Here is a 25,795-nt window from a genome sequence, read left to right as displayed (position 1 = left end):
CTATCTCAGCTTCAGCGTCGACAGGCCGATCAGCGCCAGAATGACCGCGATGATCCAGAAGCGGATCACGATCTGGCTTTCGGTCCAGCCCATCTTTTCGAAATGATGGTGGATCGGCGCCATCAGGAAGACGCGCTTGCCCGTCATCTTGAACACCGCCACCTGGATGATCACCGACAGCGCCTCCATCACGAACAGCCCGCCGATGATCGCCAGCACGATCTCGTGCTTGGTGGCGATCGCGATCGTGCCGATCAGGCCGCCCAGCGCCAGCGAGCCGGTATCGCCCATGAAGATGGCGGCCGGCGGGGCGTTGAACCACAGAAAGCCGAGCCCGGCGCCGATGACGGCTCCGAGCACCACGGCCAACTCGCCGGTGCCCGGCACGAAATGGATCTGCAGATAATCGGCGAAAACCGCGTTGCCGGACAGGTAGGCGATGACGCCGAAGGACGAGGCCGCGATCATCACCGGCACGATGGCGAGCCCGTCGAGCCCGTCGGTCAGGTTGACCGCGTTGCCGGCCCCGACGATGACGAAGGCGGCGAACGGCACGAAGAAGATGCCCAGATTGATGATCAGGTCCTTGAAAAACGGAAACGTGAGCGAGGTGGAGAACGGTTCCTGGCCGTTGCGCATGATGATCCATGCCGCGATGCCGGCGATCAAAAACTCCGCCAGGAGCCGCAATTTGCCCGATATGCCGAGATGCGACTGTTTCGTCACCTTCATGTAGTCGTCGTAAAAGCCGATCGCGCCGAACAGGAGCGTGACCAGGAGCACGGTCCACACATAGACGCTCGAAAGGTTCGCCCACAACAGCGAGGAGCAGATGATCCCGGTCATGATCATCAGGCCGCCCATGGTCGGCGTGCCCGCCTTCTTGAAATGCGTCTGCGGTCCGTCGGCGCGGATGGGCTGGCCGCGGCCCTGGCGCACGCGCAGCGAGTTGATGATCACCGGCCCGAACATGAACACGATCAACGCCGAGGTGATCAGCGCGCCTCCCGTTCGGAAGGTGATGTAGCGAAAGACGTTGAAGACCGAGAACTGGTCGGCCGCACTTACCAGCAAGGTGAGCATGTGCTGGAATCCCCCCTCTTCATCCCTCGTCCGCCGCCGCGGCATTCTTTTGCGCGGGATGTTGTTCCAAAAGCGCGTCGACCAGCTTGGCGAAGCCGAGCCGGAGCGACGATTTGACCATCACCGCGTCGCCGCCCCTGACTTCGGCGACCAGCACCGGCTGAAGGTCCTCGCGCTTTTCGCGATATTCGACCGCGACTTCCCGCGCAAGCGCGTCGCGCAGGGCCGCCATCGCCTCGCCGGCGAGATAGACCCGGTCGAGCCTGGCTTCGATGATCGCCTCGGCGAGCCCGGCATGCAGCTTGGCCGAATGGCCGCCGAGTTCAAGCATGTCGCCCAGGACGGCGATGCGGCGTCCGTTCCGACCGGTTTCGGCACCCGCGAGCAGCGCGATCGCCGCCCGCATCGAGGCCGGATTGGCGTTGTAGCTTTCGTCGATCAGCGTGATCGGACCGTCCGGGTGGGCAAGCACGTGGCGCGCACCCCGGCCCTTCTCGGCCCGGAAGGTGCCGAGCGCGCCGGCCGCCTTGGCAACGTCTGCGCCGGCCAGATGCACCGCCCCCAGTACCGCGAGTGCGTTTTGCACCATGTGCCGGCCCGGCGCGCCGATCCGTGCCACGATTTCCGCGCCGCCGACCCGCGCCGTGATGATCGAATGATCGGGTTTCAGGGCGCACTGGGCGAGCTTGTAGGTCGCGCGCGCATGTTCGCCGAACCCGTGTATGTGCTTGACGCCGGCATCCTTGGCGGCCTTTTGCAGGATACGCCAGCGCGCGTCGTCGCGGTTGATCAGCGCGTGACCGTCCGGCTCCAGCCCCTCGAAAATCTCGGCCTTGGCGCGGGCGATGTCGTCGAGCGAATGGAAATGGCCGAGATGCGCGGCCGCGACGATGGTCACGATCGCGACATGCGGGCGCACCAGCTTGACCAGCGGGCGGATTTCGCCGGCATGGTTCATACCGATCTCGAACACGCCGAAATCCGTGTCCTCGGGCATGCGCGCCAGGGTCAGCGGCACGCCCCAATGATTGTTGAAGGAGCGCTCCGCCGCGTGCACCGTGCCCGAGCCGGATAGTGCGTGCCGGAGCGCTTCCTTGGTCGTCGTCTTGCCGGCCGAACCGGTCACGGCGATGATCTTGGCCTTCGAGCGCCGGCGGCTGGCTTCGGCCAGCCGCTCCAGCGCCACCAGCACGTCCTTGACCACGATCATCGGACAGGTCAGGCGACCGAGTCCCGGCAGGCGGCCTTCCGCGACCACCAGCAGCGATGCGCCGGCGACCATCGCCGCGGTCGCGAAATCATGGCCGTCGAACGTCTCGCCCTTGATGGCGAAAAAGGCTTCGCCGCGGTTCAGCGTGCGCGTGTCGATCGATATGCCCGAAACCGCCTTGGGCAACTGTCCGAGCGGCCGGCCCTCGATGGCCGCGATCATCGCCTCCGTGGTCCACAATTCGCTCATGCCCCGAGCTCCGCCAATGCCTTGCGGACCTCGGCATGATCGGAGAACGGATGGGTCACGTCGCCGACCGTCTGCCCCTCCTCGTGCCCCTTGCCGGCAACCACCAGCGTGTCGCCGGCGCGCAGCAGCGAGACCGCGGTGCGGATCGCCTCGCGCCGGTCGCCGATCTCGACCGCGCCCGGCGCGTCGGCGAGGATTTCGGCACGGATTTCCGCCGGCACCTCGCTACGCGGATTGTCGTCGGTAACGATCGCCACGTCGGCCAGCCGTGTCGCGATCGCGCCCATGATCGGCCGCTTGCCGCGATCGCGGTCGCCGCCGCAGCCGAACACGACCACCACCCGGCCGGTGGTAAACGGCCGCACCGCGGAAAGCGCGTTTTCGAGCGCATCGGGCTTGTGGGCGTAGTCGACATAGACCGGGGCTCCGGCGCTGGTCTGGCCGATCAGTTCGAGCCGACCGGACGCACCGCGCAAATGTTCCAGCGCCCGCAATGCCGCCTCGGTCTCGGTACCCGTCGCGACCGCCAGCCCGGCCGCCACCAGCGCGTTGGCGATCTGAAAATCGCCGGCCAGCGGCAGCACGATCTCGTGGATCCGGCCCCCCGCCTCGATTTCGGCGCGCTGGCGCTGGCGCTCGTGCTCGACGCGCTTCAGGCTGATGAATTTGCCGCGGCGGCCAACGGTCAACACCTCGCAGCCGGCGCGTTCGGCCGCCTCGATAGTGGCCGCCGACCAGGGATCGTCGGCGAACACGACTGCCGGCGCGCCCTTTGGCAACAGCGTGTCGAACAGCCGCATCTTGGCGCGGTGATAGTCTTCGAGGGTTGGATGGTAGTCGAGATGGTCGCGCCCCAGATTGGTGAACGCACCGGCGGCGAGCAGCACACCGTCGAGGCGGCGCTGGTCAAGCCCGTGGCTGGAAGCCTCCATCGAAGCATGGGTGACGCCGGCATCGGCCAGTTCGCGCAACAATTTGTGCAGCGCCACCGGGTCCGGCGTGGTCAGCGATCCGTATTCCTCGCGGCCGGGCGCGCTCAGCCCGGTGGTGCCGATGCTGGCCGCCTTCTGGCCGGTGCGCTCCCAGATCTGGCGCACGAACGAGGCAACCGAGGTCTTGCCGGCCGTGCCGGTCACCGCGACCATGGTTGTGGGCTGCCCGGCGTAAAAGCGCGCCGCCGCCAGCGCCAGCGTGCGGCGCGGATCGGGGACACGAAGAAGCGGGATCGCGAGGTTCGGCGCGGTCGCGTCCAGCCCGGCCAGAACGGCGAGCGCGCCCGCCTGCTCGGCCTGGCGCGCATAGGCCATGCCGTCTGTCTTGACGCCTTTCAGTGCCGCGAACAGGAAGCCCGGCCCGACAGCTCGCGAATCCGAGCTAAGCCCGGCGAGTGCGGCCTCGCCAGACGGCACCATATTGTCGGGAAAGAGATCGGCAAGGTCGCTGAGCTTCATGTAAATCCGTCTGGATGCCGCCGGGTCTGAGCGGCGCAGAATCATTGGTGCGATACCAGCGTCGCTGCGTCTTCTTGGCCGAAATCCGGCTTCACGCCAAGCAAGGGCGCCGCGCGGCGTATGATATTGGCCACAACCGGGGCCGCATTGAGGCCGGCGGTCGCGCCAATTCCGGCCCGCTCGGGCTTGGGTTCGTCGACGATCGACAGCACGATATATTGCGGGTCCTCCATCGGCAGCGCGGCCAGGAAGGCATTGAAGCGCTTGTTGCTGGAATAGCGGCCGTTGACCACTTTTTCGGCCGTGCCGGTCTTGCCGCCGACGCGGTAGCCGGGCACTTCGGCGCGCCGGCCCGAGCCCTTTTCCGCGTTGAGCCGGTAGAGATAGCGCATCGCGGCGCTGGTTTCAGGAGCAACCACCTGCTCGGCGATCGCGTTCGCCTCCGCTTCGGTGCGCGGCAGGAAGGTCGCCGGGATCAGCTTGCCGCCATTCATCAGCGCTGCCGCGCCGACGGCGGTCTGCAACGGCGTCGTCGACATGCCGTGCCCGAATGAGATCGTGATCGAATTGATCCTTTTCCACGTGGCCGGTTCGGTCGGCGTCGCGATCTCGGGCAATTCGGTTTGCATACGGTCGAGCAGGCCGATTCGTTTCAGGAACGCCCTGTGACCCTCGATGCCGACGGCTTCGGCCATGCGCCCCGAGGCGATGTTGGAGGAATAGATGAACACTTCCGGCACGGTCAGCACGCGTCCCTTGCCGTGGAAGTCGCGGATGGTGAAGCCGCCGATCTTCAGCGGACGCGTGGCGTCGAAGCGGCTCTCCAACGTCGCCTTGCCGGAATCCAGCACCATCGCCGTGGTGAAGCTCTTGATCGTCGAGCCCATCTCGAACAGGCCGGCGGTCATCCGGTTCAGCCGGTCCTTCTGGTGCGCGGTGACCGGGTTGTTGGGATCGAAATCCGGCAGCGAAGCCATCGCCACCACTTCCCCGGTCTTTGCGTTGAGCACGACCGCGCCCGCGGCGATCGCCTGGTAGCGTTCCATCGCACCTGCAAGTTCGTCACGCACGATATGCTGCACGCGCAGATCGATCGACAGTTGCACCGGCGCCAGGGCGGCGTCGCTGACCATCCCGGCGGCGCGCAGATCCGCAAAACCCTGGTCGTCGACATATTTCTCGATGCCGGCGATACCCTGGTTGTCGACATTGACCAGGCCGAGAATATGCGAGGCGGTCGGCCCGCCCGGATAGAACCGGCGCTTTTCCGGCCTGAAGCCGATGCCGGGGATGCCGAGCTGCAAAATCTCGTTCTGCTGCTTGGGCGTGATCTCGCGTTTGAGCCAGGCAAAGCCGGCACCGCTCTTGAGCCTGGAATAGGTGCGCTCATAGTCGAGCGACGGCAGCACCGTGGCCAGACGTTCCACCGCCTCGTCCGCATCGACGATGCGGCGCGGCTCGGCATAAAGCGAAGCGGACTTGATGTCGGTCGCCAGCACCTCGCCGTTGCGGTCGACGATGTCGGGACGCGCGGCCAGCAGACGGTCGGCGCCCGGCACATAGGTCAGTTCCACGTCCTGTAGGCCGAGATAGACCAGCCGGCCGGCGATCACGCCGTAAAGGGCGAAGAACACGCCCATCGCCATCACGACGCGCGAACGCGAGCGCCCGCCGGTGGATTTGCGCGCGCCCTCCACGACGATCGAGCCGCCCGAGGCGGCGGCGCCGCGTTTGCCGAAGCGCGCCATAAATTTGCCGAGACCGAGCGCGACCTTCATGGCTTGGTGCTCCCGGTCACGATGCCGTCCGCGCCGGTGCCGGCCGTCGTTGACGGTTCGGGTTCCAATTCGACCGGCCGTTCGGGGAGCTCCGCCGGACCGGCGATCTGGTAGGGCTCGATCGGCTCGAGCGCGAGCTCGTCGCGATAGGTCTCCGCCAGCCTTTGCAGCCGCGACGGCTGCGTGAGCAGGCTCCAGTCGGCCTTCAAGAGATCGATGGTCTCCTGCTCCAGGCGAAGCTGGGCCTCGATCTTGCGCAGGGCGTCCAACTGGTTTTCGGCCTCGTGCTTGGTTTTGTAGGTGAAGGCGGCCGCCGAGATCATGACCGCGATCAAAACCATGTCGGTCGTGCGAAACACGCGCTAGCTCCTTTCCGCGCCGTGGCCAGGCGCAGGCAGTTTCGGCAAGCCGAACAGGGTGAAATCCTCCGCGCCCGCAGGCGCATCGAGCCGGGTGGCGGCGCGCAGCTTGGCCGAGCGCGCGCGCGGATTGGCGGCGGCCTCCTCGCCCGAGGGTGCGACCATGCGGTCCGGCTTGCCGAACGTGGCCGTTCTGGCGACCGGTTCGGGCAAGTGGCGCGAACCGCCGCCACCGCCGGAACGGTCGGCCATGAAACGTTTCACGATGCGGTCTTCCAGCGAATGGAAGGTCACGACCGCGAGCCGCCCGCCCGGACGCAAGGCCCGCTCGGCCGCAAACAAGGCCTTGGCCAGTTCGCCGAGTTCGTCGTTGACGAAGATGCGCAGGCCCTGGAAGCAGCGCGTCGCGGGGTGGATTTTGTCCTTGGCGTGGCGGCCGACCAGCAACTCGATCGCGTCGGCGAGATCGAGCGTGCGCGCGAAGGGTTTTTGGATACGCCGCCGCTCGATCATGCGCGCGATCCGCCCGGCATGGCGTTCTTCGCCGAGGATGCCGAATATCCGCGCCAGGTCGCCGGGCTTGAATGTGTTGACGATGTCGGCGGCGGACGGGCCGGTCTGTTCCATGCGCATGTCGAGCGGGCCGTCGCGGCGGAAGGAAAAACCGCGCCCGGCCTCGTCGAGCTGCATGGAGGAGACCCCGATATCGAGCACGACGCCGTCGACCGGCTCGCCGGCAAGCATGTCGAGTTCGGAAAACCGACCCTGCACGAGCCGCAGGCGCCCGCCGGACGCCGCAACGGTGGCCTGGCCGTCGCGGATCGCGTCGGGATCGCGGTCGACGCCGATCACGCTGGCGCCGGCCTCGATCAGGGCCCGCGTGTAACCGCCAGCGCCGAACGTGCCGTCAACGACAAGCGCGTCGCGTTGCGGACGCAGGGCCGCGACCACCGCGTCGAGCAGGACCGGAACGTGACGGGCCGGTCCGCCACCGGCGTCCTCACGGCCGCCGGGGCCCGCCATCATTCCCGGTCCTCGCTCGACCGCCCCCGAACGGCGGACTGACGAAGCTTGACGAGCCGCGCGCGCACCTCCGCGCCGTAGGCCTTCAGGCGTTCCGGCTGCCAGATCTGGAAAAAATGCCCCCGCCCGACAAAGGCGACATCCGTGTCGATGCCGGTATGTTCGCGCATGAACTCGCTCACCATGATGCGCCCCTCGCGGTCGATCTTCAAAAAGGCCCCGTCGCCGTGACAGAAGAAGGACATGTCGTCCGCCGTCCGCAGGAACGGGTCCTCCTGCTCGATCCGCGCCTCGTAGCGGTCCAGCAGATCGAGCCCGCCCACGTCCAAGGCCGGAATGTCGAGCGCGCGCAGCGCATAGAGCTCCGCAAACCCCTTCTTTTGCAGCACGGCGCGAAAATGCGCCGGCACCGACACCCTGCCCTTGGCGTCGATACGGTTGACTGCACTGGAAAGGAAACGATCCATCACGCGACACGGACGCCGTCGACGCCGCCAGTTCCTTCATTGTTGTTTCCGCGCCCAAACACGGTCCCCGGCGCCCCCCGTCCGATCGACATCCAACGGCAAACGCCCCTGCACCCACCGCCGCGACGGCCGGATGAGAAGACGCTTTACTCGCCACTGGAACGAAATTCGGAATGTGCTTTTGGGATATCATGGGCCAATATGGGCGTCAATGGGATTATGCCGACTTCCCTTCTCGTAGAAGCGATCTGGCGTACGCAATTCGCGGCACTGGACGATTTATGCTCCATTAAGCCTAACGAAGGGTTAGGGACCGGGACCGGCCCGCCATGCGGCCGGCTCTCTCCGCCCTTTGCCCACTCAAGAAGGACAAGACACCATGACCGACAGCGCCAGCGACCGCGCCGCCCGCCTGGCGCACCTGCGCCGCGAAGGCCTGGAAAAAGGCGACCCCGTACCGCTGCCGCTCACGCTGGCGGCGATGTTCCACCTGCCCGGCGATCCGGCAGGTGTCAGCCAGTATGGCCGCTTCGCCAACCCGACCTGGGACGGCGTCGAAAAGCTGCTGGGTCATCTGGAGGACGCGACGGCGGTCGCCTTCCCGTCCGGCATGGCGGCGATCTCGGCGGTGTTGTTTTCGCTGCTCAGGACCGGCGAGCGCGTGCTTTTGCCCTCGGACGGCTATTACACGGTCCGCGTTCTGGCCGAGCGCTTTCTGGTTCCCATGGGGATCGGCTTCGACACCCGCCCGACGGCCGGCTTCCTTGAGGACGGGTTCGACGGCTACCGGCTGGTCTTTCTCGAAACGCCGGCCAATCCGGGCCTAGACCTGTGCGACATCGCCGCCGTCGCCAAGAAGGCGCGTGCGGCCGGCGCGCTCGTCATCGCCGACAACACCACCATGACCCCATACGGCCAGCGTCCGCTCGATCTTGGCGTCGACGCCGTCGTTGCCGCCGACACCAAGGCGCCGAACGGCCATTCCGACACGCTGTTCGGCCATGTCACAAGCCGCAACGAGACGATCGTCGCGGCGGTGCGCGACTGGCGCAAGCTCGCCGGCGGCATACCGGGCCCGTTCGAGGCCTGGTTGGTGCATCGCGGACTGGAGACGCTGGAGGTGCGCTTCGAACGCATGTGCAACTCGGCCGAGTTGATCGCAACGCGGCTGCGGGACCACCCTCGCGTGCGCGCGCTGCGTTATCCCGGCCTGAAGGACGATCCCGGCCATGCGCTCGCCGTCCGCCAGATGCAGCGCTTCGGTTTCCTGATCGGCCTCACCCTTGGCTCGGCGGACGAGGCCGAGGCCTTCATCGACCGTTGCGCGCTCATCCAGCCGGCCACCTCGTTCGGCGGGGTCCACACCTCCGCCGAACGGCGCGCGCGCTGGGGCGACGCCGTCGATGCGGGCTTTGTGAGGCTGTCCATTGGCTGCGAACCGACAGAGGAATTGTGGAACGCAATCGCCTCGGCCCTCGAAGGCTGAAGCAAAGGCGGTTGGCCGCCGCGCGTGATTCGCTGCGCGAGGTCGCTGAACGCGCTCGCAACGACATGAATCACGTTGCGATCGTTTCCGGGCAATCGCCCGGAAACATGAAAAAATGCCAGCCGGCCTGTAAGCCGGGTTCTGTATGGCCCCGACACCCGAGGGCGCCGGAACGTGGCGGCCATTCATCTGGGACGGACGTTGCCGCCCGCCTCTTGCAACCAACCCGGACGGCTGGGCCGGAAACTGCCCGGGAGTTGCCTCCCGCACCGTCCCTATTCGGTTTTGCTCCCGGTGGGGCTTGCCGTGCCACTGCTGTTGCCAGCAGCGCGGTGGGCTCTTACCCCACCCTTTCACCCTTGCCCCGCCAGCAAACCGGTCCGCTCGGCTCGAGCGCGGCGACCGGTTTGCAGGCGGGGCGGTTTGCTTTCTGTGGCGCTTTCCCTGGGGTCGCCCCCGCCGGCCATTAGCCGGCACCGTGTTTCCATGGAGCCCGGACTTTCCTCGCACGCCGCCTTTCGGCGATTGCGCGCGCGGCCGCCCGGCCGACTGGCAGAGCGCATAAAGGCATCGGTGAACGAAAACGCAAGCCCCGCGCCGTATTTCTCAGGGAACGATCGACCTACCCACGCAGAATTGCCCTGGCCGGCAAATCAGCCACCCAGATGCCGCTTGACCTTGCTGCAATAGGCCGCCGAAATCCGGTTCATGCGCTTGGCGCCGTGGCCGGCATTGTATTTCAGGATCGTGCCGCAGGTGGAGCCGCCGCCGAGCTTGTGGGCCTTGGCGAGATATTTCATGCCGTATTTGATGTTGGTTTCGGGATTGAACAGGCCCTTGGTCGAGCCGCGATAACCCATCATCCGCGCCGTCGCCGGCTTGATTTGCATCAGCCCGACCTCACCGGCCTTGCCGCGCGCGTTCGGCCGGAAATTGCTTTCCACCCGCACCACGGCCCGCGCCAGGCCGAGCGGCACGCCATAGCTGGAGGCATAGCGGGCGATAATGGTGTGGTAACCGCCCTTTTTCGCCTTGCCGGCCTTGCCAATCCTGGCGACGCCGACGGTCTTGGCGGTTTTTTGCCGCGCCTCCACCTTGTCGCTGCTGCGCGCGACGTTTTTCGCATCGCCGCGCCCGATCGCGCCGGTCGCCATCCTGTCGACCGCCCGGCCTGCCGCGCGCTCCGCCTCGGCCTTGGCATAGCTGGTCGCATAGCGGATATCGCCATCGCGCGCTGCGGCGGCCGGTTTCGTCGACGCGTCGACGGACTTGGCCTTGCCGGCCTTGCCGGCTTTGGCGTCGGTTGCGGCAAAGACCTTTTCGAGGTCGGCGGGACGGCGGCTCGTCGGCTGCTCCTGGGCATGGGCGACAGACATCGTCAGTCCGGCGACGAGCATCGCCGAAATCAGGCTCAGTTTCTTCATCTTGTCTCGGGTCTCTGGCTTGGCGTCCGCGATCGGGGACGGCGGTTTTCCGATACGCTCCCGGTTCCACACACAAAGGAACCGGAACGAGTGCGAAGCCGCCAAGTGCCGCCGGATTGGGCGGCAAAAATGGCCGTCAAGCTCAACTTTTTTCTCGTTATGTTACAAGAAGATAGCCGAAGCGGTCAGCTTACGCTGCGTCAGGCTGGAGCGAATCCAGAAGCCGGTTCAGCGTAGCAACGGTTGCCGGGTCGGCGCGTCCGTCGACCCGGTCCGGCCGGAAATGCCTCTGGAAAGCCGCAACGACGATCCCGGTCCACTCGTCGAAAAGATCATCGATTTCAATCGAATAGCCGTATAGTGCGAGGTTACGCCGAACTTGCGCAACGGCCGCCCCCCGGTCTCCGGGAACCAGAACCGGGCCGGGAAGATCCGGCACGGGATCGACCAGATGGCCGATTCCGGCCGCGTGCAAACTCGCCCAGGGGAATTTTTCACCGGGATCGATCTTTCGTCCCGGCGCCACGTCCGAATGCGCCAAAACCCGCTCAGCCGCGACCGCATGCCGCACTGCAACATCGCGGCACAGCGCAGCGACCGCCTCGATCTGGGCGTCCGGGAAGGCCGGGTATCCGAGAAAATGGCCCGGATTGACGATCTCGATCCCGACCGAGCGCGAATTGATGTCGGTTTCACCCCGCCAGAAACTCTTGCCGGCGTGCCAGGCGCGCGCGCCTTCCGGCACCATCTGCACCACCTCGCCGTCCTCATGGACGATATAATGCGAAGAGACCCCGCTTTGCGGGTCGCACAGCCAGTCCTCGGCCCCCTGCCCGCTTTCCATCCCGGTATAGTGCAGCACGATCATGTCGGGCCCGGCTACGCCCCGGCGCTCGCCATGATTGGGCGACGGCCTGACCCGCGCGCCGCCATGATCGGCGCGAAACGGGCTCATGCAGAAACGCGACCGCGCTCGATCGCCTCGTAGGCAATGTTGATGGCGGCGGCCCGATCGTTGGCGATCGCCAGAAACTCCTCCGGCACGCCGCGCGCGATCAGCCGGTCGGGATGGTTTTCGGCCACCAACTCGCGATAGCGCCGGCGCACGGTTTCGAACGGGGTGTCGCGCGTCACTCCGAGAACGGCGTAGGGATCGTCGGCCGGCCGCACCGCGTGGCGGGCCAGAATGCCGTCGAAGCGGCGTTCGTCGATCGCGAAGATTTCAGCCACGCGGTGCAGAAACGCCACCTCGCGCTCGTGCAGGTAACCATCCGCCTTGGCGATGTGGAACAACCCGTCGAGAATGTCCTCGAGCATGCGGCAATTGCGTTCGCCCGATCCGCACAGTCCCGCCATGCGTTCGGCATAGGCCTCGAACCCGGCCGTATCGGCGGTGGCGAGATCGTAAAGGCGCGCAACATTGCGTTCCTGCTCGCGCGGCACGGAAAATATCTCGTGAAAGGCGCGTATCTCGTCCTGGGTGACAATGCCGTCGGCTTTCGCCATCTTGGCCGAAAGCGCGATCATGGCGATCGAAAACGCCACCTTGCGGCGCAGTTCGGGATCGCCTTCGAAGGCGGTGCGCACGGCTTCCACGACGTCGGCCACGCCGGAGATCGCGCCCGACGTCACCCGGCTGATGAACTCGCCAAATCGGCCCCAGATCGACATGGGCTCTGTCTAAAATGAATCGGCGGCGAATGCGAGTGCTGTTCGACCACGGCGATGATCGGCCGCAGTATCGATAGGCTCCGACGGCACGCCCTTGTGCAAATTCCTTCCACCGTGCGCCGCTGCGAGGCTGAAAACGGAAAAAGCCGGCCCGGGGCCGGCTTCTTCGACAATTTGCCAAACCTGGGCCTATTCGGCCGGGCGGACTTCGCCGTCGTCGGCCGGCTGCTCTTCGGACGGCGCCGGCGCGGCGTTCGGGTCCGCCGGCTCCATCGGCCGGGTCTCCTGTGCCTCGGGCTCCACGCTCTGGGTGGTCGTGGTATCGGTATTGTCGCTGCAGGCCGCGAGGCCCAGAAGAGCGATGGCCGACGCGGAGGCGACGATCAGTTTTCTCATGACATTCTCCTTCTGAAAATTGGCCGCATCTGGCAGTTGCCGGAACAATGCCGCCCGAAGGGAATCGTTTCGTCACATCAGCTTACGAGAAGACATAATCCGTAAGCAGCCACGCTACCTACATCGTCACCGCGCTGCGGGCGGCCTGATCGTACTGTCCCGACAGTGCCCGCATCAGCGCCGCGATCCGGCTGACCTCGTCCTGGTCCGCGTGCAGCGCCCTCACGCCGGACACCAGCAGCGCCTCGCGCACCTCGCGATAGCGCCGGCAGGCCGCGGCGCCGGTTTCGGTGATTCTCACCGTCTTTTCCTTCGCCCGGCGGCCGGTTTCGATCAGGCCCAGGCTCTCCAGCTTCTTCAGCGCGTAGGATACGACATGGGTGTCTTCGATGTTGAACATCATGCACAACTCGGCCAGCGTCTTGTCGCGGCCGCGATGATGGACCGCGTGCAGGATATGCACATCGATCGGCGCCAGCCCGGTCACCCCGGCCGCGGCCATGCAACGCACCATCCAGCGCTGGAACGCATTGGTGAGCACGGTCAACGCGAACTCCATTTCCGACAGCGCCGGCATGGCGCCGTCGGCCAGGTGCGAGGCCAGCACGACCGGGCCGATTGTTGGCTTGCTTTCGCTCATGACGCACCTTTGATTTCAATTTATCGATAAAATGTTGACGAAAATCGTACAATTTGCTGTATAGCAACCTGACACCGCACTGTCCATCAAAGCGTGGAGACTTAGATGAGCGCGACCTGGGATTTTTGGATCGATCGCGGCGGCACGTTCACCGACATTATCGGCCGCGATCCCGAGGGACGCCTGCACGCACGCAAACTGCTTTCGGAAAATCCGGAGGCCTATCGCGATGCCGCCGTCCAGGGCATCCGCGACCTGCTCGGCGTCGCGCCGGGTGAACCGGTGTCGTCGGAGCGCATCGGCGAGGTCAAGATGGGCACCACGGTCGCCACCAACGCGCTTCTGGAGCGCAAGGGCGACCGCGTGCTTTTGTTGATCACCAAGGGTTTCCGCGACGCGCTTCGGATCGCCTATCAGGCCAGGCCCGACATCTTCGCCAAGGAAATTCTCCTGCCCGAGCAGCTCTACGAGCGCGTCATCGAGGTCAAGGAGCGGGTGCGCGCCGACGGGCTGGTGGAAACCGTGCCTGATTTCGACGCCGTCGAGGACGAGATCGCCCGGGCCCGTCGCGACGGCATCGACGCGGTCGCCATCGTCTTCATGCATTCGTGGAACGCGCCCGGCCACGAGATCATGGCGGCGAGCCTGTGCCACCGCATCGGCTTTTCGCAGATATCCGTCAGCCACCAGATCTCGCCGCTGATCAAGCTGGTCGGCCGCGGCGACACCACGGTCGTGGATGCCTATCTGTCGCCGATCCTGACGCGCTACGTCCGCCAGGTCGCCGATCAGCTCAATATCGAGGCCGGAGGCAACGAGGCGGCGGCGCCCAGGCTGATGTTCATGATGTCGTCGGGCGGCCTGACCGCCGCCGACAGGTTCCAGGGCAAGGACGCGATCCTGTCCGGCCCCGCCGGCGGTGTGGTCGGCATGGTGGAAACCGCGCGCAGCGCCGGTTTCGAAAAAGCCATCGGCTTCGACATGGGCGGCACCTCGACCGACGTCACCCATTACGACGGCGAATACGAGCGCGTCTTCGATTCCGAGGTCGCCGGCGTGCGCATCCGCGCGCCGATGATGCGCATCCATACCGTTGCCGCCGGCGGTGGCTCGGTGCTGCATTTCCAGGACGGGCGTTTCCAGGTTGGGCCGGATTCGGCCGGCGCCAACCCGGGACCTGCCTGCTACCGGCGCGGCGGCCCGCTCGCCGTCACCGACGCCAATGTCATGCTCGGCAAGCTGCAGCCCGGTTTCTTCCCGGCGATCCTTGGACCCGGCCAGGACCAGGCGCTCGACGCCGCGGTGGTGCGCGAGAGCTTCCAGGCCATGGCCGCCGAGATCGGCGACGGCCGCTCGCCCGAGGCGGTCGCCGAAGGCTTCATCACGATTGCGGTCGAAAACATGGCCAATGCGATCAAGAAGATTTCGGTCCAGCGTGGCCACGACGTCACCGGTTACCTGCTCAATTCCTTCGGCGGCGCCGGCGGCCAGCACGCCTGCCTGGTCGCCGACGCACTCGGCATGGAATCGGTCCTGATCCACCCGTTCTCGGGCTTGTTGTCGGCCTATGGCATCGGGCTGGCCGCCGTTTTCGCCTCGCGCCAGCAGGCCCTGTTGAAGCCGCTCGCCGAGACATCGCTGGAAGATATCCGCTTCACGGTGCGCACCTTGAAGAACGCGGTCTTTTCCGAGCTGATCGACCAGGGCATCGCCGAGGACGAAATCGCCTGGCGCCCGGTTCTCCAGGTGCGCTACGACGGCACCGACACCGCCCTCCCCGTCGATTTCGAGAACTTCTCCGTCGCCGACGCCGTCGCCGGCTTCGAGGCCGCGCACAAGGCCCAGTTCGGCTTCGTATACGACAACAAGCCGATGATCGTGGAGGCGATCAGCGTCGAGGGCATCGATATGCGCGACCAGGGCACACGGGAAACCGAAGCCCGGCTCTGCGAGGCCGAAGCGAAGGCGGGCGAGACGACGCGGATTTTCTGCGAAGGCGAATGGCGCGACGCCCGCGTCGTGCGTCGCGGCGATCTGGCAGCCGGGCACAAGGTCGCCGGTCCGGCGCTGATCATCGAGGACCACCAGACCATCGTCGTGGAACCTGGCTGGCGCGCCGAGATCACCGCCCGCAACCATGTGCTTCTGACCCGTATCGAGCGCAAGGCGCGTCAGGCAGCGATCGGCACCGAGGCCGACCCGGTCATGCTGGAAGTGTTCAACAATCTGTTCATGTCGATCGCCGAGCAGATGGGCGTGACGCTGCAGAACACCGCCTACTCGGTCAATATCAAGGAGCGGCTCGATTTCTCCTGCGCGGTGTTCGACCGCGACGGTGCGCTTGTGGCCAACGCCCCGCACATGCCGGTGCATCTCGGCTCGATGGACCGCTCGGTCGAAACCATTATCCGCCTGAACCGGGGCGATATCGCGCCGGGCGACGTCTTTGCCCTGAACGCGCCCTATAATGGCGGCACCCATCTGCCCGACATCACCGTGGTCACGCCGGTCTTCGACGAGGCGGGCGAAGAAATCCTGTTCTGGGCCGCCTCGCGCGGCCATCACGCCGATGTCGGCGGCACCGCGCCCGGCTCGATGACCCCGCTCGCCACCACCGTCGACGAGGAAGGCGTGCTGTTCGACAATTTCCGTCTGGTGGAACGCGGGCGCTTCCGCGAGAAGGAACTGCACGAGCTTTTGACCGACCACGCCTGGCCGGCGCGCAACCCGCACCAGAACATCGCCGATCTCAAGGCCCAGATCGCCGCCAACGAAAAGGGCGTCGCCGAACTCGGCAAAATGGTCGCCCAGTTCGGGCTCGACGTGGTCGAGGCCTATATGGGCCATGTCCAGGACAACGCCGCCGAAAGCGTGCGCCGCGTGCTCGACCGGCTGCCCGACGTGTCCGACTACGAATACCCGACCGACACCGGCCAGGTGATCAGGGTGAAAATTTCCGTCGACCGGAAAGAGCGCGAGGCAACCGTCGACTTCACCGGCACCTCGCCGGTGCAGAACAACAATTTCAACGCCCCCGAACCGGTGGCCCGCGCGGCCGTGCTTTATGCCTTCCGCGTCATGGTCGAGGATCAGATCCCGATGAATGCCGGCTGCCTGCGGCCGGTCAACATCATTATTCCGGACGGATGCATGCTGCGGCCGGCCTATCCGGCGGCCGTGGTCGCCGGCAATGTCGAGACCTCGCAGCACGTCACCAACGCCATGTTCGGCGCCATGGGCGCACTGGCCAACGCGCAAGGCACGATGAACAATCTCACCTTCGGCAACGCCACCTACCAGTATTACGAGACGATCTGCTCGGGCTCGCCGGCCGGGCGCATGAATGACGGCCGCGGCTTTGACGGCACGTCCGGCGTGCATACCCACATGACCAATTCGCGCCTGACCGACCCCGAAGTGCTGGAATTGCGGTTTCCCGTGCTGCTGGAGGATTTCCACATCCGCACCGGCTCGGGCGGCACCGGAAAATGGAACGCCGGCGACGGCACCCGCCGCACCATCCGCTTCCTGGAGGAGATGGAATGCGCGATCCTGTCCTCGCACCGCCAAAGCCCGCCGCGAGGCGCGGCCGGCGGCGGCGACGGCCAGGTCGGCAAGACCGAGGTACGCCGCGCCGACGGCACGCTGGAGACGCTGAAAGCCTGCGACCAGACCGTCATCAAGGCCGGCGAGGCGGTGATCGTGACCACCCCGACGGCGGGCGGGTTCGGCTCATCCACTTGAACGAAACCTAGACGCCGGAGTTGAGACATGGGGAAATACGGGAACGTAGCAATCAATGCGGCAAGTTCACTTGCGTCGAGACAATATGACTCTCCACGCGAGGCTTGGCACGCCGCAGTCAAGATGGAGTACCCAACTCAAACTGCCTCGCAGGAAAAAGGCTGCCCCCGGGGTGCATTCATTGGTTTGTGCGAAGCAGGCCTTGTGCGCGGCATCGAGTACGCAGCAACAGGCAGACAAACGAAGAACGGCGGCTACGCCGTTGCGGCAGTGGAGTCCCTCCGTCTCAATCCTGCATTGGCTTCTGACAAGTCCGCTCTTTGGCGGCAAGCTTGTCCCGACCAGCCAAAGAAAGAGAATGGTCAAATGGATGTCGTCCTTACTCTATTGGATGCCGGTCTCTTGAACGCCAGTTAGCCTTTCGCTTCCCGCCCCTTCGCCGCCCTCCATCCCTATTCCAGGTCGGTCTGGATCCAGCGCGGCGAAAGGTGGATGTCGAGCGTCTGCAGCCGTCCGGGCCCGAGATTGACGAAGCGGTGCGGCACGCCGGCCGGTCCGAGCACGGTGTCGCCGGCCCCGGCGTCGATCACCGCCTCGCCGACGAAGAACCGCGCCCGCCCCTGCTGGACGACGAAGACCTCGTCATAGGGATGGACGTGCAACACCGGACCGGTGCCGGGTTCATCGTTGCCGTAGGCAAGCACGGTGACCTGCGCAGCCAGAGCCTCCCCTTCCACGGAGCCCCGATAGGGCCCTTCGCGCGTGCCGTCGAAGAGCCGGGCCTTCGCCGGCGGACGACCGTCGGGGGTAACGGTCTTCGGATCGAAATCGTGTCGGGACATTGTTGCAAACCTCCGCCGGCACGATGATCGAGGCGCAAGACGTTCGCAAGCCGCCCCGCCTGGTGCGCAATGATCACGTCGTCTGCCCGCCGGAACAGAATCCGTGACCGCGAATCGCTTCCATCGGAAGAAAATCCGTTTTAAACCAGAACCATGATCGTCTTTACGGATCTGGACGGAACGCTTCTCGAGCCCGATACCAGCGACCATCATGCCGCCCTGCCCGCGCTCGCCGCCCTGGCCGCGCGCGCCGTCCCGGTGGTGGTGGCGACCGACAGGACGGCGGCCGAGATCGGGCCGATCCTCGCCGAGCTCAAGCTCGATACGCCGGCCATTGTCGAAAATGGCGGCGGCATCGTATGGCCGGCGGCAGGCGCCGAGCCTGCCGAGGCGTGCACCTGCTACGACGAGATACGTGCCTGCCTCGACGCCCTGCCCGCAAGGCTGAAATGCTGTTTCGCCGGGTTCGGCGACATGGATACCCGCCGCATCGCCGCCCTGACCGGGATGGGACGCGCCCAGGCTGCCCGGGCGGCGCGGCGCGGTTTTTCCGAACCGGGCCTTTTTACCGGCAGCGAAACCCAACTCGCCGCGTTGCGCCGGCAGCTGGCCGCGCACGGCCTGTGCGCGGAACGGAACGGCCGGTTCCTGATTGTCTCGCGCGGCGCATCCAAGGCCGAACGCATGAACGCGGCGCGCGCGCTTTTGGAAAAGCGCGACGGCAGGCGCTATTGGCCGCTGGTCGCCCTGGGCGACGCCGAAGAGGATCGAGAAATGCTGGAAGCCGCCGATTACGGCGTCGTGGTGGCCAATCCCGCCCACCCGCCGCTGGCCGAGCTCGACGGCGAGCGCGAGGGGCGCATCATCCGCACCGAACTGCCGGGCCCGATGGGCTGGAACGCCGCGATGATCGAAATCCTCAGGCGGCTCGCGGGCTCCGCCGAATTCGGCGACTGACCGCTCCACGCCCGACCGCCCCACCCACAATCTGCGTCTTCGCCTGTCACGCCGCTGTCATTGCGCTCGGCTACCCGCATGTCGATGCCCTTGCAAAGCGGGAGCCGCGCCATGACAGACCTTTCGGCCGAGATCGGCCTTTCCGCCTCGCGCCCGATCGGCAACGCCGTCTACCGGCATCGCGCCCTCAGCCGGGCCGGCATGTCGGAGCGGCTGTTCGCGCTGCTGTTTTCCGGCCTGGTCTATCCGCAGATCTGGGAAGACCCTGACGTCGACATCGATGCGATGGAACTGTGCGAACGCCACCGGGTGGTGACGATCGCATCGGGCGGCTGCAACGTGCTCGCCTATCTGACGCGCCGCCCCGCTCATGTCGACGCCGTCGACCTCAACCGCGCCCATGTCGCGCTCAACCGGCTTAAGCTTACGGCCGCCGCCCGCCTGCCCTCGCACGGCGATTTTTATCGTTTCTTCGGCACCCCCGGCAATCGCCACAACCCGATCGCCTACGATCGTTTCGTCGCCCCGCATCTCGACCCCGCCAGCCGCCGCTACTGGGAAGGCCGCGACTGGCGCGGCCGGCGCCGCGTCGCCGTCTTTGCCCGCGATTTCTACCGCACCGGCCTGCTCGGCCTGTTCATCGCCCTCGGCCACGGCGTCGCCAGGCTGCACGGCGTCGACCCGGCCGAGATCATGGCCACGCGCACCACGCGTCAGCAAAAGGCCTTTTTCGACGACCGGCTGCGGCCGCTGTTCGACAAGCCGCTGATCCGCTGGGCGACCTCGAAAAAGGCGTCGCTGTTCGGCCTCGGCATTCCGCCGGCGCAATATGACAGCCTGATCGGCGCCGGCAGCGGCACCATGGCCGAGGTGCTGGCGGCGCGGCTGGAAAAGCTCGCCTGCCACTTTCCGCTCGCCGAGAACTATTTCGCCTGGCAGGCTTTTGCCCGTCGCTACGCACGTCCGGGCGAAGCCGTGCTGCCGACCTATCTCGACAAGGCGCATTTCGACACGATCCGCGCCCATGCCGGGCGCGTCGCCGTGCACCGGGCGAATTTCACCGAATTCCTGGCCGGCAAGCCGGCCGGCTCGCTCGACCGCTACGTGCTGCTCGACGCGCAGGACTGGATGAACGACCGGCAACTGAACGCCTTGTGGGCCGAGATCACCCGCACCGCCGCCCCCGGCGCGCGCGTCATTTTCCGCACCGCCGCCGCGCCGTCGATCCTGCCCGGCCGGGTCGCGGCCGAAACGCTCGGCCACTGGCGTTACGAACAGCAACGCTCGCTGGAACTTGGCGCGCGCGACCGCTCGGCCATCTATGGCGGCTTCCATCTCTACGTGCGCGCGGATCGATGACGGCCGGCGCGCATGGCGGCGATCACGCCGCGCTGATGGACGCCAATTACCGTTTCCAGCGGCATGTCTACGACCTGACCCGCAAATTTTATCTGCTCGGCCGCGACCGGCTGGTCGACGCGCTCCAGGTGCCGGCCGGCGGCAGCGTTCTGGAACTGGGCTGCGGCACCGGCCGCAACCTCGCCCTGGTCGCGAAGCGCTATCCCCATGCCCGCCTGTTCGGCCTCGACATCTCGCCCGCAATGCTGGCGACCGCGCATCGGACCATCGCCCGCCGGGGCCTTGGCGGTCGCACCCGGCTCGCCCGCGCCGACGCCACCGGCTTCGATCCGCAAGCCCTGTTCGGCCGCCAGAAATTCGACCGCGTCTTCGTCTCCTACGCGCTGTCGATGATTCCGGGCTGGGAGCGCACCGTCGCCGCCGGCCTCGACTGCCTGGCGCCGGGCGGATCGCTGCATATCGTCGATTTCGGCCGCCAGGAACGGCTGCCGCGCTGGTTCGCCTCGACGCTGCGCGCCTGGCTGGCGCGCTTCCACGTCGCACCGCGCGACGGCCTGCGCGAAGTGCTGGAATCGGAATCTCAACGTTTTGGCGCAAGCCTCCGCTTCGATTCGCTTTTTCGCGGTTACGCGGTGCTTGCCGTCATGACGCGCGGATCGCCCTCCGAAACCTGACTACGGCAACACCCCGGCCAACGCCTCTACCAGCGCCTGCGGCTTGTAACCGAGCTTCGACGGCGTCAGCCCCATCCGCACCACGACCAGTCCTTGCGAAGGAAGCACCGTGACGGTCTGGCCGTCATGGCCGAGCAGCCAGAAAGCATCCTCGGGCAGATTGAAGCCGTCATCGGCATGCGTGCCTTCCGGCGTGGTGCCGCGCGGCCCATGCAGCCACAACAACCCGCGGCCATAGGCATCGTCGGACGCCGGCGCGGCCTGGCGCATCCATGCGACATAACCGAGCGGCAGCACGTCCGTGCCGTTCCAACGTCCCTCCTGCAGCAGCAACTGGCCGAAGCGGGCCCAGTCTCGCGCCGTGGCGTAGAGATAGGACGAACCGACGAAGGTGCCGGACGCGTCGGCCTCCAGCACCGCGCTCGCCATGCCGATCCGGTCAAACAGCGCTTCGCGCGGCCAGTCGAGCGCGGCCTGCGGCTCGCCGAGCGCGTCCTGCCACAGGCGCGACAGGATCAGCGTCGTACCGCTCGAATAGGAAAAGGTAGTCCCCGGTTCCGCGGCGAGCGGCTTGGCGGCGGCGAAGCCGGCCATATCCGGCTCGAGATAGAGCATGCGGGTGACATCGGTGACGTCGCCGTAATCCTCGTTGAAGGCGAGCCCGCTCGACATCGCCATCAGATCGGCGAGCGTGATGGCGCTGCGTTCGTCGCCGTTCCAGATCTCCAGAAGGTTCTCCTGGCCCTGGGCGAGCTTGCCTTCGGCGATCACCGTGCCGAGGATGGCGGCCGTCACAGTCTTGGTCATCGACCAGCCGAGCAACGGCGTCACGGCGGAAAACCCGTCGCCATAGCGTTCGCCGACGATACGGCCGTTCTTGACCACCACCACCGCGCGCATGCCCGGCCCGGTCAGGCCGTCGTCGGCGAGGATCGCTTCCAGTTCGGGGTTCTGCGATGGGGCGACGATCTCGCCTTCGGGCCACGGCGCCTGTGTTTCGGCCGGGGCCGCTTCTGATGCCGAAAGCCCCTCCTGCAGGCCGCCCTTCGGCACGACCGCGCAACCCAGCCCCTCGCGCATCACCGCCCGTTCGCGTCCGAAAAGACCGAGCAGCGCGGCCGAGACCGCGCGGTGGGCCTCGTCGACCTCGATCGAGATATAGCCCAGAATCGGGTGCCCAGGCGCCTGCACGTCCTCGGCCAGCACTTGCGCTGCGTCGCGGTCGGCGAGGAAGACGTTGGAACACACCATCTTGGCCGAATAGGCCGTGCCGACCCTGATCAGCGCCGGCGGCGCGACATAAAGCCATCCGGCAATGCCGACGACCGCCAGTACCGCCAGCGCGACCACAAAAACCGCGATTTTCGCCAGAACCCGCATCCAAAACTCCGTTCGATCTCGCGGACGGCCCCACCACACCCCCGCCATCTTCCTAATTTACCGCCGCAATCTCGGGCGGGGACACGGCAAAAGCAACCGCCAAACCGCCACGTCAAACGGGAATGGGTCGCTGGCCCGTCCACAATTGGCCATGCTGCATCGGTCTTACATGTGATTCGGCAATCGGAGGAGAGCGATATGCGGCGCTGGGCGGGGCTGTTTTTGGTCGTACTGGCGGCGGGCTGCACGTCCGTCAATTACGACTTCGCCGACGTCGCGCCGTCCTCGGCGGTCGCCGTCGCCAATCCGCGCTTCGGCGATCGCGATCCGCACGACTGGTCGCGGCGCGCGCCCTGGACCTATCCGGTCCACGGCACCGACGTTGCCAAATACCAAAAGGACATCGACTGGAAAAAGGCCAAGGCAAGCGGCATTTCCTTCGCTTTCATCAAGGCCACGGAAGGCGGCGACCGCGTTGACGACTATTTCCATCGCAACTGGAATGCCGCCAAGGTCGCCGGCGTGCCCCGCAGCGCCTATCATTTCTTCTATTTCTGCCGTCCCGCGATCGAGCAGGCGCGCTGGTATATCCGCAACGTGCCGCGCGACGCCTCCGCCCTGCCGCCGGTGCTCGACATGGAATGGAACCATCTGTCGCCGACCTGCAAGCTGCGCCCGCCGGCCGCGACCGTGCAGAAGGAGATGCGCATTTTCCTCAAAACCATCGAGAACCACTACGGCAAGAAGCCGATCATCTACACCTCGATCGACTTTTTCGACGACAACCGGCTGGTGAGCTTCAAGGGCTACCCGTTCTGGCTGCGTTCGGTTGCCGGCCATCCCGACGAGAAATACGGCCGCCATCCCTTCCTGTTCTGGCAATATACCGGCACCGGCATCGTGCCGGGCATAAACGGCGACACCGACATCAACGTCTTCAACGGCGACCAGAAAGCCTGGCGCAAATGGCTTGCCGCCAACACCAAATGACGGGCCGGGCACCGGCGCCTTGCCGGCTCGCTTGTCAAACGCCTGTCGCCGCAGCATGCTGAAAACGGGGTCGGCGTTGGCGAGACATGGCGTGATACGAAAAGGCGCGTTGATGAAGGTTTGGCTTGCGGCCCTGTGTGCGGCCATGGCGGTCGTTGGTCCCCGTCCCGCGGCGGCTGAGCAATGCGGCGGCGATTTCGAGACCTGGCGCGCCGCGGTGGCCAGCCAGGCCAGCGCCGAAGGCGTCGGCACGGCCGGCCTCGACGCGCTCTCCCGCGCGCGTTTCGACACGCGCGTTCTCGCCCGCGACCGGGCTCAGGGTGTGTTCACCCAGGATTTCATTCAATTCTCGAGCCGCATGGTCAACGACTACCGCCTGCAGCACGGCGCCGCGCGCATGAAAAAATATGCCGGCGTCTTTGCCCAGGCACAGCAGACCTATGGGGTTCCCGCCCCCGTCATCACCGCATTCTGGGCGCTGGAAACCGATTTCGGCGCCGTGCAGGGAGATTTCTCGACCCTCGACGCGCTCGCCACGCTCGCCCATGACTGCCGCCGTCCGGAGCTGTTTCGTCCGCATCTGGTCGCGCTTTTGAAGCTGATCGACCAGGGCGTGCTGCCCGCCGACGTCGAAGGCGCCTGGGCCGGCGAGGTCGGCCAGATCCAGATGTTGCCGGGCGACTATCTCGAAAAAGGTGTCGACGGCGACGGCGACGGCCGCGTCGATCTGCGCGGCAGCGTGCCCGACGTCATCATGACCGCCGCGCGCCTGATCGCCGCGCTCGGCTGGCGCGCCAACGAACCCTGGATGCAGGAAGTCCGCGTTCCGGAAACCATGCCCTGGGAAGAGACCGGACGGACCAACCGGCTACCGCTGGCGCAATGGGCGTCCTGGGGCGTGGCAACCCGCGACGGCGGCACGCTGGGCGAAGGGCCCGATGCCGGCCTCGTGCTGCCGATGGGGCGCAAGGGGCCGGCCTTCCTCGTCTACGCCAATTACGACGTCTATCTGGAATGGAACAAATCCTTCGTCTACACGCTGACGGCGGCCCATCTCGCCCGGCGGCTCGCCGGCGATCCGCCCTACCGCAAGGGCTATCCCGAGCCCGGACTCAATCCCGAAGAGATGCGCGCGCTTCAGGAAAAGCTCGTCGCCCGCGGCCACGATGTCGGCGGCATTGACGGCGTGCTCGGCGTCAAGACGCGCGAGGCGGTGCGCAAGGAACAGATGCGGCTCGGCCTGGCCGTCGACGGCTGGCCGACCCAGGCGCTCCTGGCCGCGTTGTAAGGTCAGGCCATCGTCTCCAGGCTGGCAAAGCTTTCGGGCGCCCCGCCTTGTTCGAACGGCGTCGTCACCTCCACGAACGTGTCGGGATAAAACCCGTTGAACCGTGTCCTGAGCGACATCGAATAGGCGCCGATATGGCCGATCTCGATCCAGTCGCCGGTGTCGACGGTTTCGGGCAACCAGAACGGCCGCGACAGGATGTCGACCGAATCGCAGGTCGCCCCGCACACCTTGAACGGCACGATCTTGCTCTTGTCGCCGTTGCGGCTGCGGATCGCCGGGTCGGGGATGAAGCGGGCCGGCAAAGTGATCTTGCCGGTCCAGCTATCCGACAACGACGACCAGATGCCGTCATTGATGTAAAGCCGCCTGCCCTTGCGCAGCATCACCCTGACGATCAGGGAAAAGGCATGCGCGCAAATCACCCGGCCGGGCTCGGCCACCAGCGGCATGTCCATGAACGCCCATTCGTCGAGGTCGGCCCGCAACCTGGCCATCAGCTCTTCCAGCGAGGGCAGCTCCGGCGCCTTGCGGTTGGGATCGTGGCCGTATTCGGCCGGAAAGCCGCCGCCGACATCGAGGCCGGCGAGCGGCACGGCGGCGCGGTTGCGCACCCAGTCGGCCGAGCGCAGCGCGCGCTCATAGGTTTCCGGGTCGGCGATCTGGCTGCCGACATGAAAGCAGAGGCCGACCTTGTAGCCGTTGCGGTCGAGCCGCCGCAACAGTTCGACGGCATGCGCAGGCCCGGCGCCGAACTTCTTCGACAATTCATAGGCGGCGCTTCCCTTGGTCTGGATGCGCACGAACACGATGATGGTGCCCGGATCGATGTCGAGCGCCTGGACCACCCGCGACAGCTTGGTGATCTCGTCCTCGTGGTCGACGGCGATGACGCGAATGCCATAGGTCTCCAGCGCCAGCCGGATGTCGGACTGGGCCTTGACCGGGTGCATGTAGAGCATTTCCGCCCGTGGCGAGGCCGCCCGTACCGCCTCGAACTCGGCCGGCGAGGCCACGTCGAAGGCCTCGATCCCGGCCTCGGCCAGGGCCTTTAGCACCATCGGCTCGCCATTGGTCTTGACCGCATAGGCCGTCTTGCCCGGAAAGAGCCCCATGAAACGGCGCGCATCCGCCTTCAGCACCTCCGGACGGAAGCAGTAGACCGGATCGTCCGGCCTCAGTGTCAGGGCCGCGTCGCGGGCATTGTCGAATCGTTGCATGGCTGCTCCTGAATGCCGGCATAGGCTAGACCATGCGGCATTTTCATGAAAACCGGATTTCGCGGCCGTATGCCGTTCCGCACGAGCCGTGGCCGGATTCGTGG

General features: G+C 66.2%; 23 protein-coding genes and 1 other RNA gene. 8 read left to right on the top strand and 16 right to left on the bottom strand.

The annotated features are described in order from the left end of the window. The 7 genes from mraY to mraZ are packed head-to-tail and all read right to left on the bottom strand — an operon-like array spanning nt 1 to nt 7,620. Nucleotides 1-1,083: a phospho-N-acetylmuramoyl-pentapeptide-transferase gene (gene mraY, locus GN330_RS07750; RefSeq protein WP_156712128.1), complete on the bottom strand. Its 1,083-nt coding sequence runs from the start codon at nt 1,081-1,083 to the stop codon at nt 1-3. A 19-nt stretch (nt 1,084-1,102) separates the two neighbouring features. Next, on the bottom strand, nt 1,103-2,542 hold the full coding sequence (locus tag GN330_RS07745; protein WP_156712127.1) for a UDP-N-acetylmuramoylalanyl-D-glutamyl-2,6-diaminopimelate--D-alanyl-D-alanine ligase: 1,440 nt from the start codon (nt 2,540-2,542) through the stop codon (nt 1,103-1,105). After that, on the bottom strand, nt 2,539-3,993 hold the full coding sequence (locus GN330_RS07740; RefSeq protein WP_156712126.1) for a UDP-N-acetylmuramoyl-L-alanyl-D-glutamate--2,6-diaminopimelate ligase: 1,455 nt from the start codon (nt 3,991-3,993) through the stop codon (nt 2,539-2,541). The genes GN330_RS07745 and GN330_RS07740 overlap by 4 nt, the downstream gene beginning before the upstream one ends. Nucleotides 3,994-4,034: 41 nt before the next feature. Next, nucleotides 4,035-5,741, bottom strand: coding sequence for a peptidoglycan D,D-transpeptidase FtsI family protein (locus tag GN330_RS07735; protein ID WP_156712872.1), 1,707 nt, complete (start codon nt 5,739-5,741; stop codon nt 4,035-4,037). A 26-nt stretch (nt 5,742-5,767) separates the two neighbouring features. Then, nucleotides 5,768-6,130 carry a cell division protein FtsL gene (gene ftsL, locus GN330_RS07730; protein WP_197435091.1) on the bottom strand — a complete coding sequence of 121 codons (363 nt, stop codon included), beginning with the start codon at nt 6,128-6,130 and terminating at the stop codon, nt 5,768-5,770. Between the two features lie 3 nt (nt 6,131-6,133). Next, nucleotides 6,134-7,156 (bottom strand): 16S rRNA (cytosine(1402)-N(4))-methyltransferase RsmH, encoded by a 1,023-nt coding sequence (rsmH, locus tag GN330_RS07725; RefSeq protein ID WP_156712125.1) that lies wholly within the window; start codon nt 7,154-7,156, stop codon nt 6,134-6,136. Then, nucleotides 7,153-7,620: a division/cell wall cluster transcriptional repressor MraZ gene (gene mraZ / locus GN330_RS07720; protein ID WP_156712124.1), complete on the bottom strand. Its 468-nt coding sequence runs from the start codon at nt 7,618-7,620 to the stop codon at nt 7,153-7,155. Before mraZ ends, rsmH begins: the two co-directional genes overlap by 4 nt. 379 nt (nt 7,621-7,999) lie before the next feature. Between mraZ and GN330_RS07715 the strand changes: the two genes are divergently transcribed. Continuing rightward, complete coding sequence (locus GN330_RS07715; protein WP_156712123.1) at nt 8,000-9,106, top strand: cystathionine gamma-lyase; 1,107 nt, start codon at nt 8,000-8,002, stop codon at nt 9,104-9,106. 114 nt (nt 9,107-9,220) lie between these two features. Here the strand turns inward: GN330_RS07715 and rnpB are convergent. The 6 genes from rnpB to GN330_RS07685 form a co-directional block, all read right to left on the bottom strand. Further along, nucleotides 9,221-9,659: RNase P RNA component class A (gene rnpB / locus GN330_RS07710), an RNA gene on the bottom strand. Nucleotides 9,660-9,759: 100 nt separating this feature from the next. Further along, entirely contained in the window at nt 9,760-10,530 is a 771-nt protein-coding gene (locus GN330_RS07705; RefSeq protein WP_156712122.1) for a lytic transglycosylase domain-containing protein, read from the bottom strand. 190 nt (nt 10,531-10,720) lie between these two features. Then, a complete protein-coding gene (locus tag GN330_RS07700; RefSeq protein ID WP_156712121.1) occupies nt 10,721-11,485 on the bottom strand; it encodes an N-acetylmuramoyl-L-alanine amidase in 765 nt (254 codons plus the stop codon). Next, nucleotides 11,482-12,201: a J domain-containing protein gene (locus GN330_RS07695; RefSeq protein ID WP_156712120.1), complete on the bottom strand. Its 720-nt coding sequence runs from the start codon at nt 12,199-12,201 to the stop codon at nt 11,482-11,484. Before GN330_RS07695 ends, GN330_RS07700 begins: the two co-directional genes overlap by 4 nt. A 189-nt stretch (nt 12,202-12,390) precedes the next feature. Continuing rightward, nucleotides 12,391-12,597, bottom strand: coding sequence for a hypothetical protein (locus GN330_RS07690; protein WP_156712119.1), 207 nt, complete (start codon nt 12,595-12,597; stop codon nt 12,391-12,393). Between the two features lie 118 nt (nt 12,598-12,715). Then, on the bottom strand, nt 12,716-13,237 hold the full coding sequence (locus GN330_RS07685; protein ID WP_156712118.1) for a winged helix DNA-binding protein: 522 nt from the start codon (nt 13,235-13,237) through the stop codon (nt 12,716-12,718). A gap of 105 nt (nt 13,238-13,342) precedes the next feature. Between GN330_RS07685 and GN330_RS07680 the strand changes: the two genes are divergently transcribed. Next, on the top strand, nt 13,343-16,981 hold the full coding sequence (locus GN330_RS07680; protein ID WP_156712117.1) for a hydantoinase B/oxoprolinase family protein: 3,639 nt from the start codon (nt 13,343-13,345) through the stop codon (nt 16,979-16,981). Nucleotides 16,982-17,008: 27 nt separating this feature from the next. Beyond that, the gene (locus GN330_RS07675; protein ID WP_156712116.1) at nt 17,009-17,398 is read left to right on the top strand and encodes a DUF6979 family protein; all 390 of its coding nucleotides are present in this window, start codon (nt 17,009-17,011) and stop codon (nt 17,396-17,398) included. Between the two features lie 35 nt (nt 17,399-17,433). Here GN330_RS07675 and GN330_RS07670 read toward each other — a convergent pair whose 3' ends face one another. Beyond that, entirely contained in the window at nt 17,434-17,823 is a 390-nt protein-coding gene (locus GN330_RS07670; RefSeq protein WP_156712115.1) for a cupin domain-containing protein, read from the bottom strand. Nucleotides 17,824-17,976: 153 nt separating this feature from the next. Between GN330_RS07670 and GN330_RS07665 the strand changes: the two genes are divergently transcribed. The 3 genes from GN330_RS07665 (at nt 17,977) to GN330_RS07655 (ending at nt 20,813) form a co-directional block, all read left to right on the top strand. After that, on the top strand, nt 17,977-18,780 hold the full coding sequence (locus GN330_RS07665) for an HAD-IIB family hydrolase (protein ID WP_156712114.1): 804 nt from the start codon (nt 17,977-17,979) through the stop codon (nt 18,778-18,780). Between the two features lie 111 nt (nt 18,781-18,891). After that, on the top strand, nt 18,892-20,139 hold the full coding sequence (locus GN330_RS07660; protein ID WP_156712113.1) for a BtaA family protein: 1,248 nt from the start codon (nt 18,892-18,894) through the stop codon (nt 20,137-20,139). Further along, nucleotides 20,136-20,813, top strand: coding sequence for a class I SAM-dependent methyltransferase (locus GN330_RS07655; RefSeq protein WP_156712112.1), 678 nt, complete (start codon nt 20,136-20,138; stop codon nt 20,811-20,813). The genes GN330_RS07660 and GN330_RS07655 overlap by 4 nt, the downstream gene beginning before the upstream one ends. On the opposite strand, the gene GN330_RS07650 is transcribed toward GN330_RS07655, so the two are convergent. Further along, nucleotides 20,814-22,193 carry a serine hydrolase domain-containing protein gene (locus GN330_RS07650; protein WP_156712111.1) on the bottom strand — a complete coding sequence of 460 codons (1,380 nt, stop codon included), beginning with the start codon at nt 22,191-22,193 and terminating at the stop codon, nt 20,814-20,816. Nucleotides 22,194-22,391: 198 nt separating this feature from the next. On the opposite strand from GN330_RS07650, the gene GN330_RS07645 reads away from it, so the two are divergent. Both GN330_RS07645 and GN330_RS07640 read left to right on the top strand, forming a co-directional pair. Further along, nucleotides 22,392-23,183, top strand: a complete 792-nt coding sequence (locus tag GN330_RS07645; protein ID WP_156712110.1) for a glycoside hydrolase family 25 protein — start codon at nt 22,392-22,394, stop codon at nt 23,181-23,183. A gap of 112 nt (nt 23,184-23,295) precedes the next feature. Continuing rightward, entirely contained in the window at nt 23,296-24,471 is a 1,176-nt protein-coding gene (locus GN330_RS07640) for a lytic murein transglycosylase (protein WP_156712109.1), read from the top strand. A gap of 2 nt (nt 24,472-24,473) precedes the next feature. Here GN330_RS07640 and GN330_RS07635 read toward each other — a convergent pair whose 3' ends face one another. Beyond that, on the bottom strand, nt 24,474-25,691 hold the full coding sequence (locus tag GN330_RS07635) for an alanine racemase (RefSeq protein WP_156712108.1): 1,218 nt from the start codon (nt 25,689-25,691) through the stop codon (nt 24,474-24,476). Nucleotides 25,692-25,795 lie beyond the last annotated feature (104 nt).

The organism is Nitratireductor arenosus (assembly GCF_009742725.1).
GTDB classification, from domain to species: Bacteria; Pseudomonadota; Alphaproteobacteria; order Rhizobiales; family Rhizobiaceae; genus Mangrovimarina; species Mangrovimarina arenosa.
The sequence above is the reverse complement of the archived record's forward strand: the minus strand, read 5'-3'. Positions and strand labels throughout refer to the sequence as shown.

Excerpts from the sequence above, each read along its gene's own strand:
- GN330_RS07690 (WP_156712119.1), bottom strand. The coding sequence starts at position 12,597 with ATGAGAAAACTGATCGTCGCCTCCGCGTCGGCCATCGCTCTTCTGGGC.
- GN330_RS07700 (WP_156712121.1), bottom strand. The coding sequence starts at position 11,485 with ATGAGCCCGTTTCGCGCCGATCATGGCGGCGCGCGGGTCAGGCCGTCG.
- GN330_RS07640 (WP_156712109.1), top strand. The coding sequence starts at position 23,296 with ATGAAGGTTTGGCTTGCGGCCCTGTGTGCGGCCATGGCGGTCGTTGGT.
- mraZ (WP_156712124.1), bottom strand. The coding sequence starts at position 7,620 with ATGGATCGTTTCCTTTCCAGTGCAGTCAACCGTATCGACGCCAAGGGC.
- rsmH (WP_156712125.1), bottom strand. The coding sequence starts at position 7,156 with ATGATGGCGGGCCCCGGCGGCCGTGAGGACGCCGGTGGCGGACCGGCC.
- GN330_RS07735 (WP_156712872.1), bottom strand. The coding sequence starts at position 5,741 with ATGGCGCGCTTCGGCAAACGCGGCGCCGCCGCCTCGGGCGGCTCGATC.
- GN330_RS07715 (WP_156712123.1), top strand. The coding sequence starts at position 8,000 with ATGACCGACAGCGCCAGCGACCGCGCCGCCCGCCTGGCGCACCTGCGC.
- GN330_RS07740 (WP_156712126.1), bottom strand. The coding sequence starts at position 3,993 with ATGAAGCTCAGCGACCTTGCCGATCTCTTTCCCGACAATATGGTGCCG.
- mraY (WP_156712128.1), bottom strand. The coding sequence starts at position 1,083 with ATGCTCACCTTGCTGGTAAGTGCGGCCGACCAGTTCTCGGTCTTCAAC.
- GN330_RS07660 (WP_156712113.1), top strand. The coding sequence starts at position 18,892 with ATGACAGACCTTTCGGCCGAGATCGGCCTTTCCGCCTCGCGCCCGATC.
- GN330_RS07665 (WP_156712114.1), top strand. The coding sequence starts at position 17,977 with ATGATCGTCTTTACGGATCTGGACGGAACGCTTCTCGAGCCCGATACC.
- GN330_RS07675 (WP_156712116.1), top strand. The coding sequence starts at position 17,009 with ATGGGGAAATACGGGAACGTAGCAATCAATGCGGCAAGTTCACTTGCG.
- GN330_RS07685 (WP_156712118.1), bottom strand. The coding sequence starts at position 13,237 with ATGAGCGAAAGCAAGCCAACAATCGGCCCGGTCGTGCTGGCCTCGCAC.
- GN330_RS07635 (WP_156712108.1), bottom strand. The coding sequence starts at position 25,691 with ATGCAACGATTCGACAATGCCCGCGACGCGGCCCTGACACTGAGGCCG.
- GN330_RS07645 (WP_156712110.1), top strand. The coding sequence starts at position 22,392 with ATGCGGCGCTGGGCGGGGCTGTTTTTGGTCGTACTGGCGGCGGGCTGC.
- GN330_RS07745 (WP_156712127.1), bottom strand. The coding sequence starts at position 2,542 with ATGAGCGAATTGTGGACCACGGAGGCGATGATCGCGGCCATCGAGGGC.
- GN330_RS07650 (WP_156712111.1), bottom strand. The coding sequence starts at position 22,193 with ATGCGGGTTCTGGCGAAAATCGCGGTTTTTGTGGTCGCGCTGGCGGTA.
- GN330_RS07705 (WP_156712122.1), bottom strand. The coding sequence starts at position 10,530 with ATGAAGAAACTGAGCCTGATTTCGGCGATGCTCGTCGCCGGACTGACG.
- GN330_RS07695 (WP_156712120.1), bottom strand. The coding sequence starts at position 12,201 with ATGTCGATCTGGGGCCGATTTGGCGAGTTCATCAGCCGGGTGACGTCG.
- GN330_RS07670 (WP_156712115.1), bottom strand. The coding sequence starts at position 17,823 with ATGTCCCGACACGATTTCGATCCGAAGACCGTTACCCCCGACGGTCGT.
- GN330_RS07680 (WP_156712117.1), top strand. The coding sequence starts at position 13,343 with ATGAGCGCGACCTGGGATTTTTGGATCGATCGCGGCGGCACGTTCACC.
- GN330_RS07655 (WP_156712112.1), top strand. The coding sequence starts at position 20,136 with ATGACGGCCGGCGCGCATGGCGGCGATCACGCCGCGCTGATGGACGCC.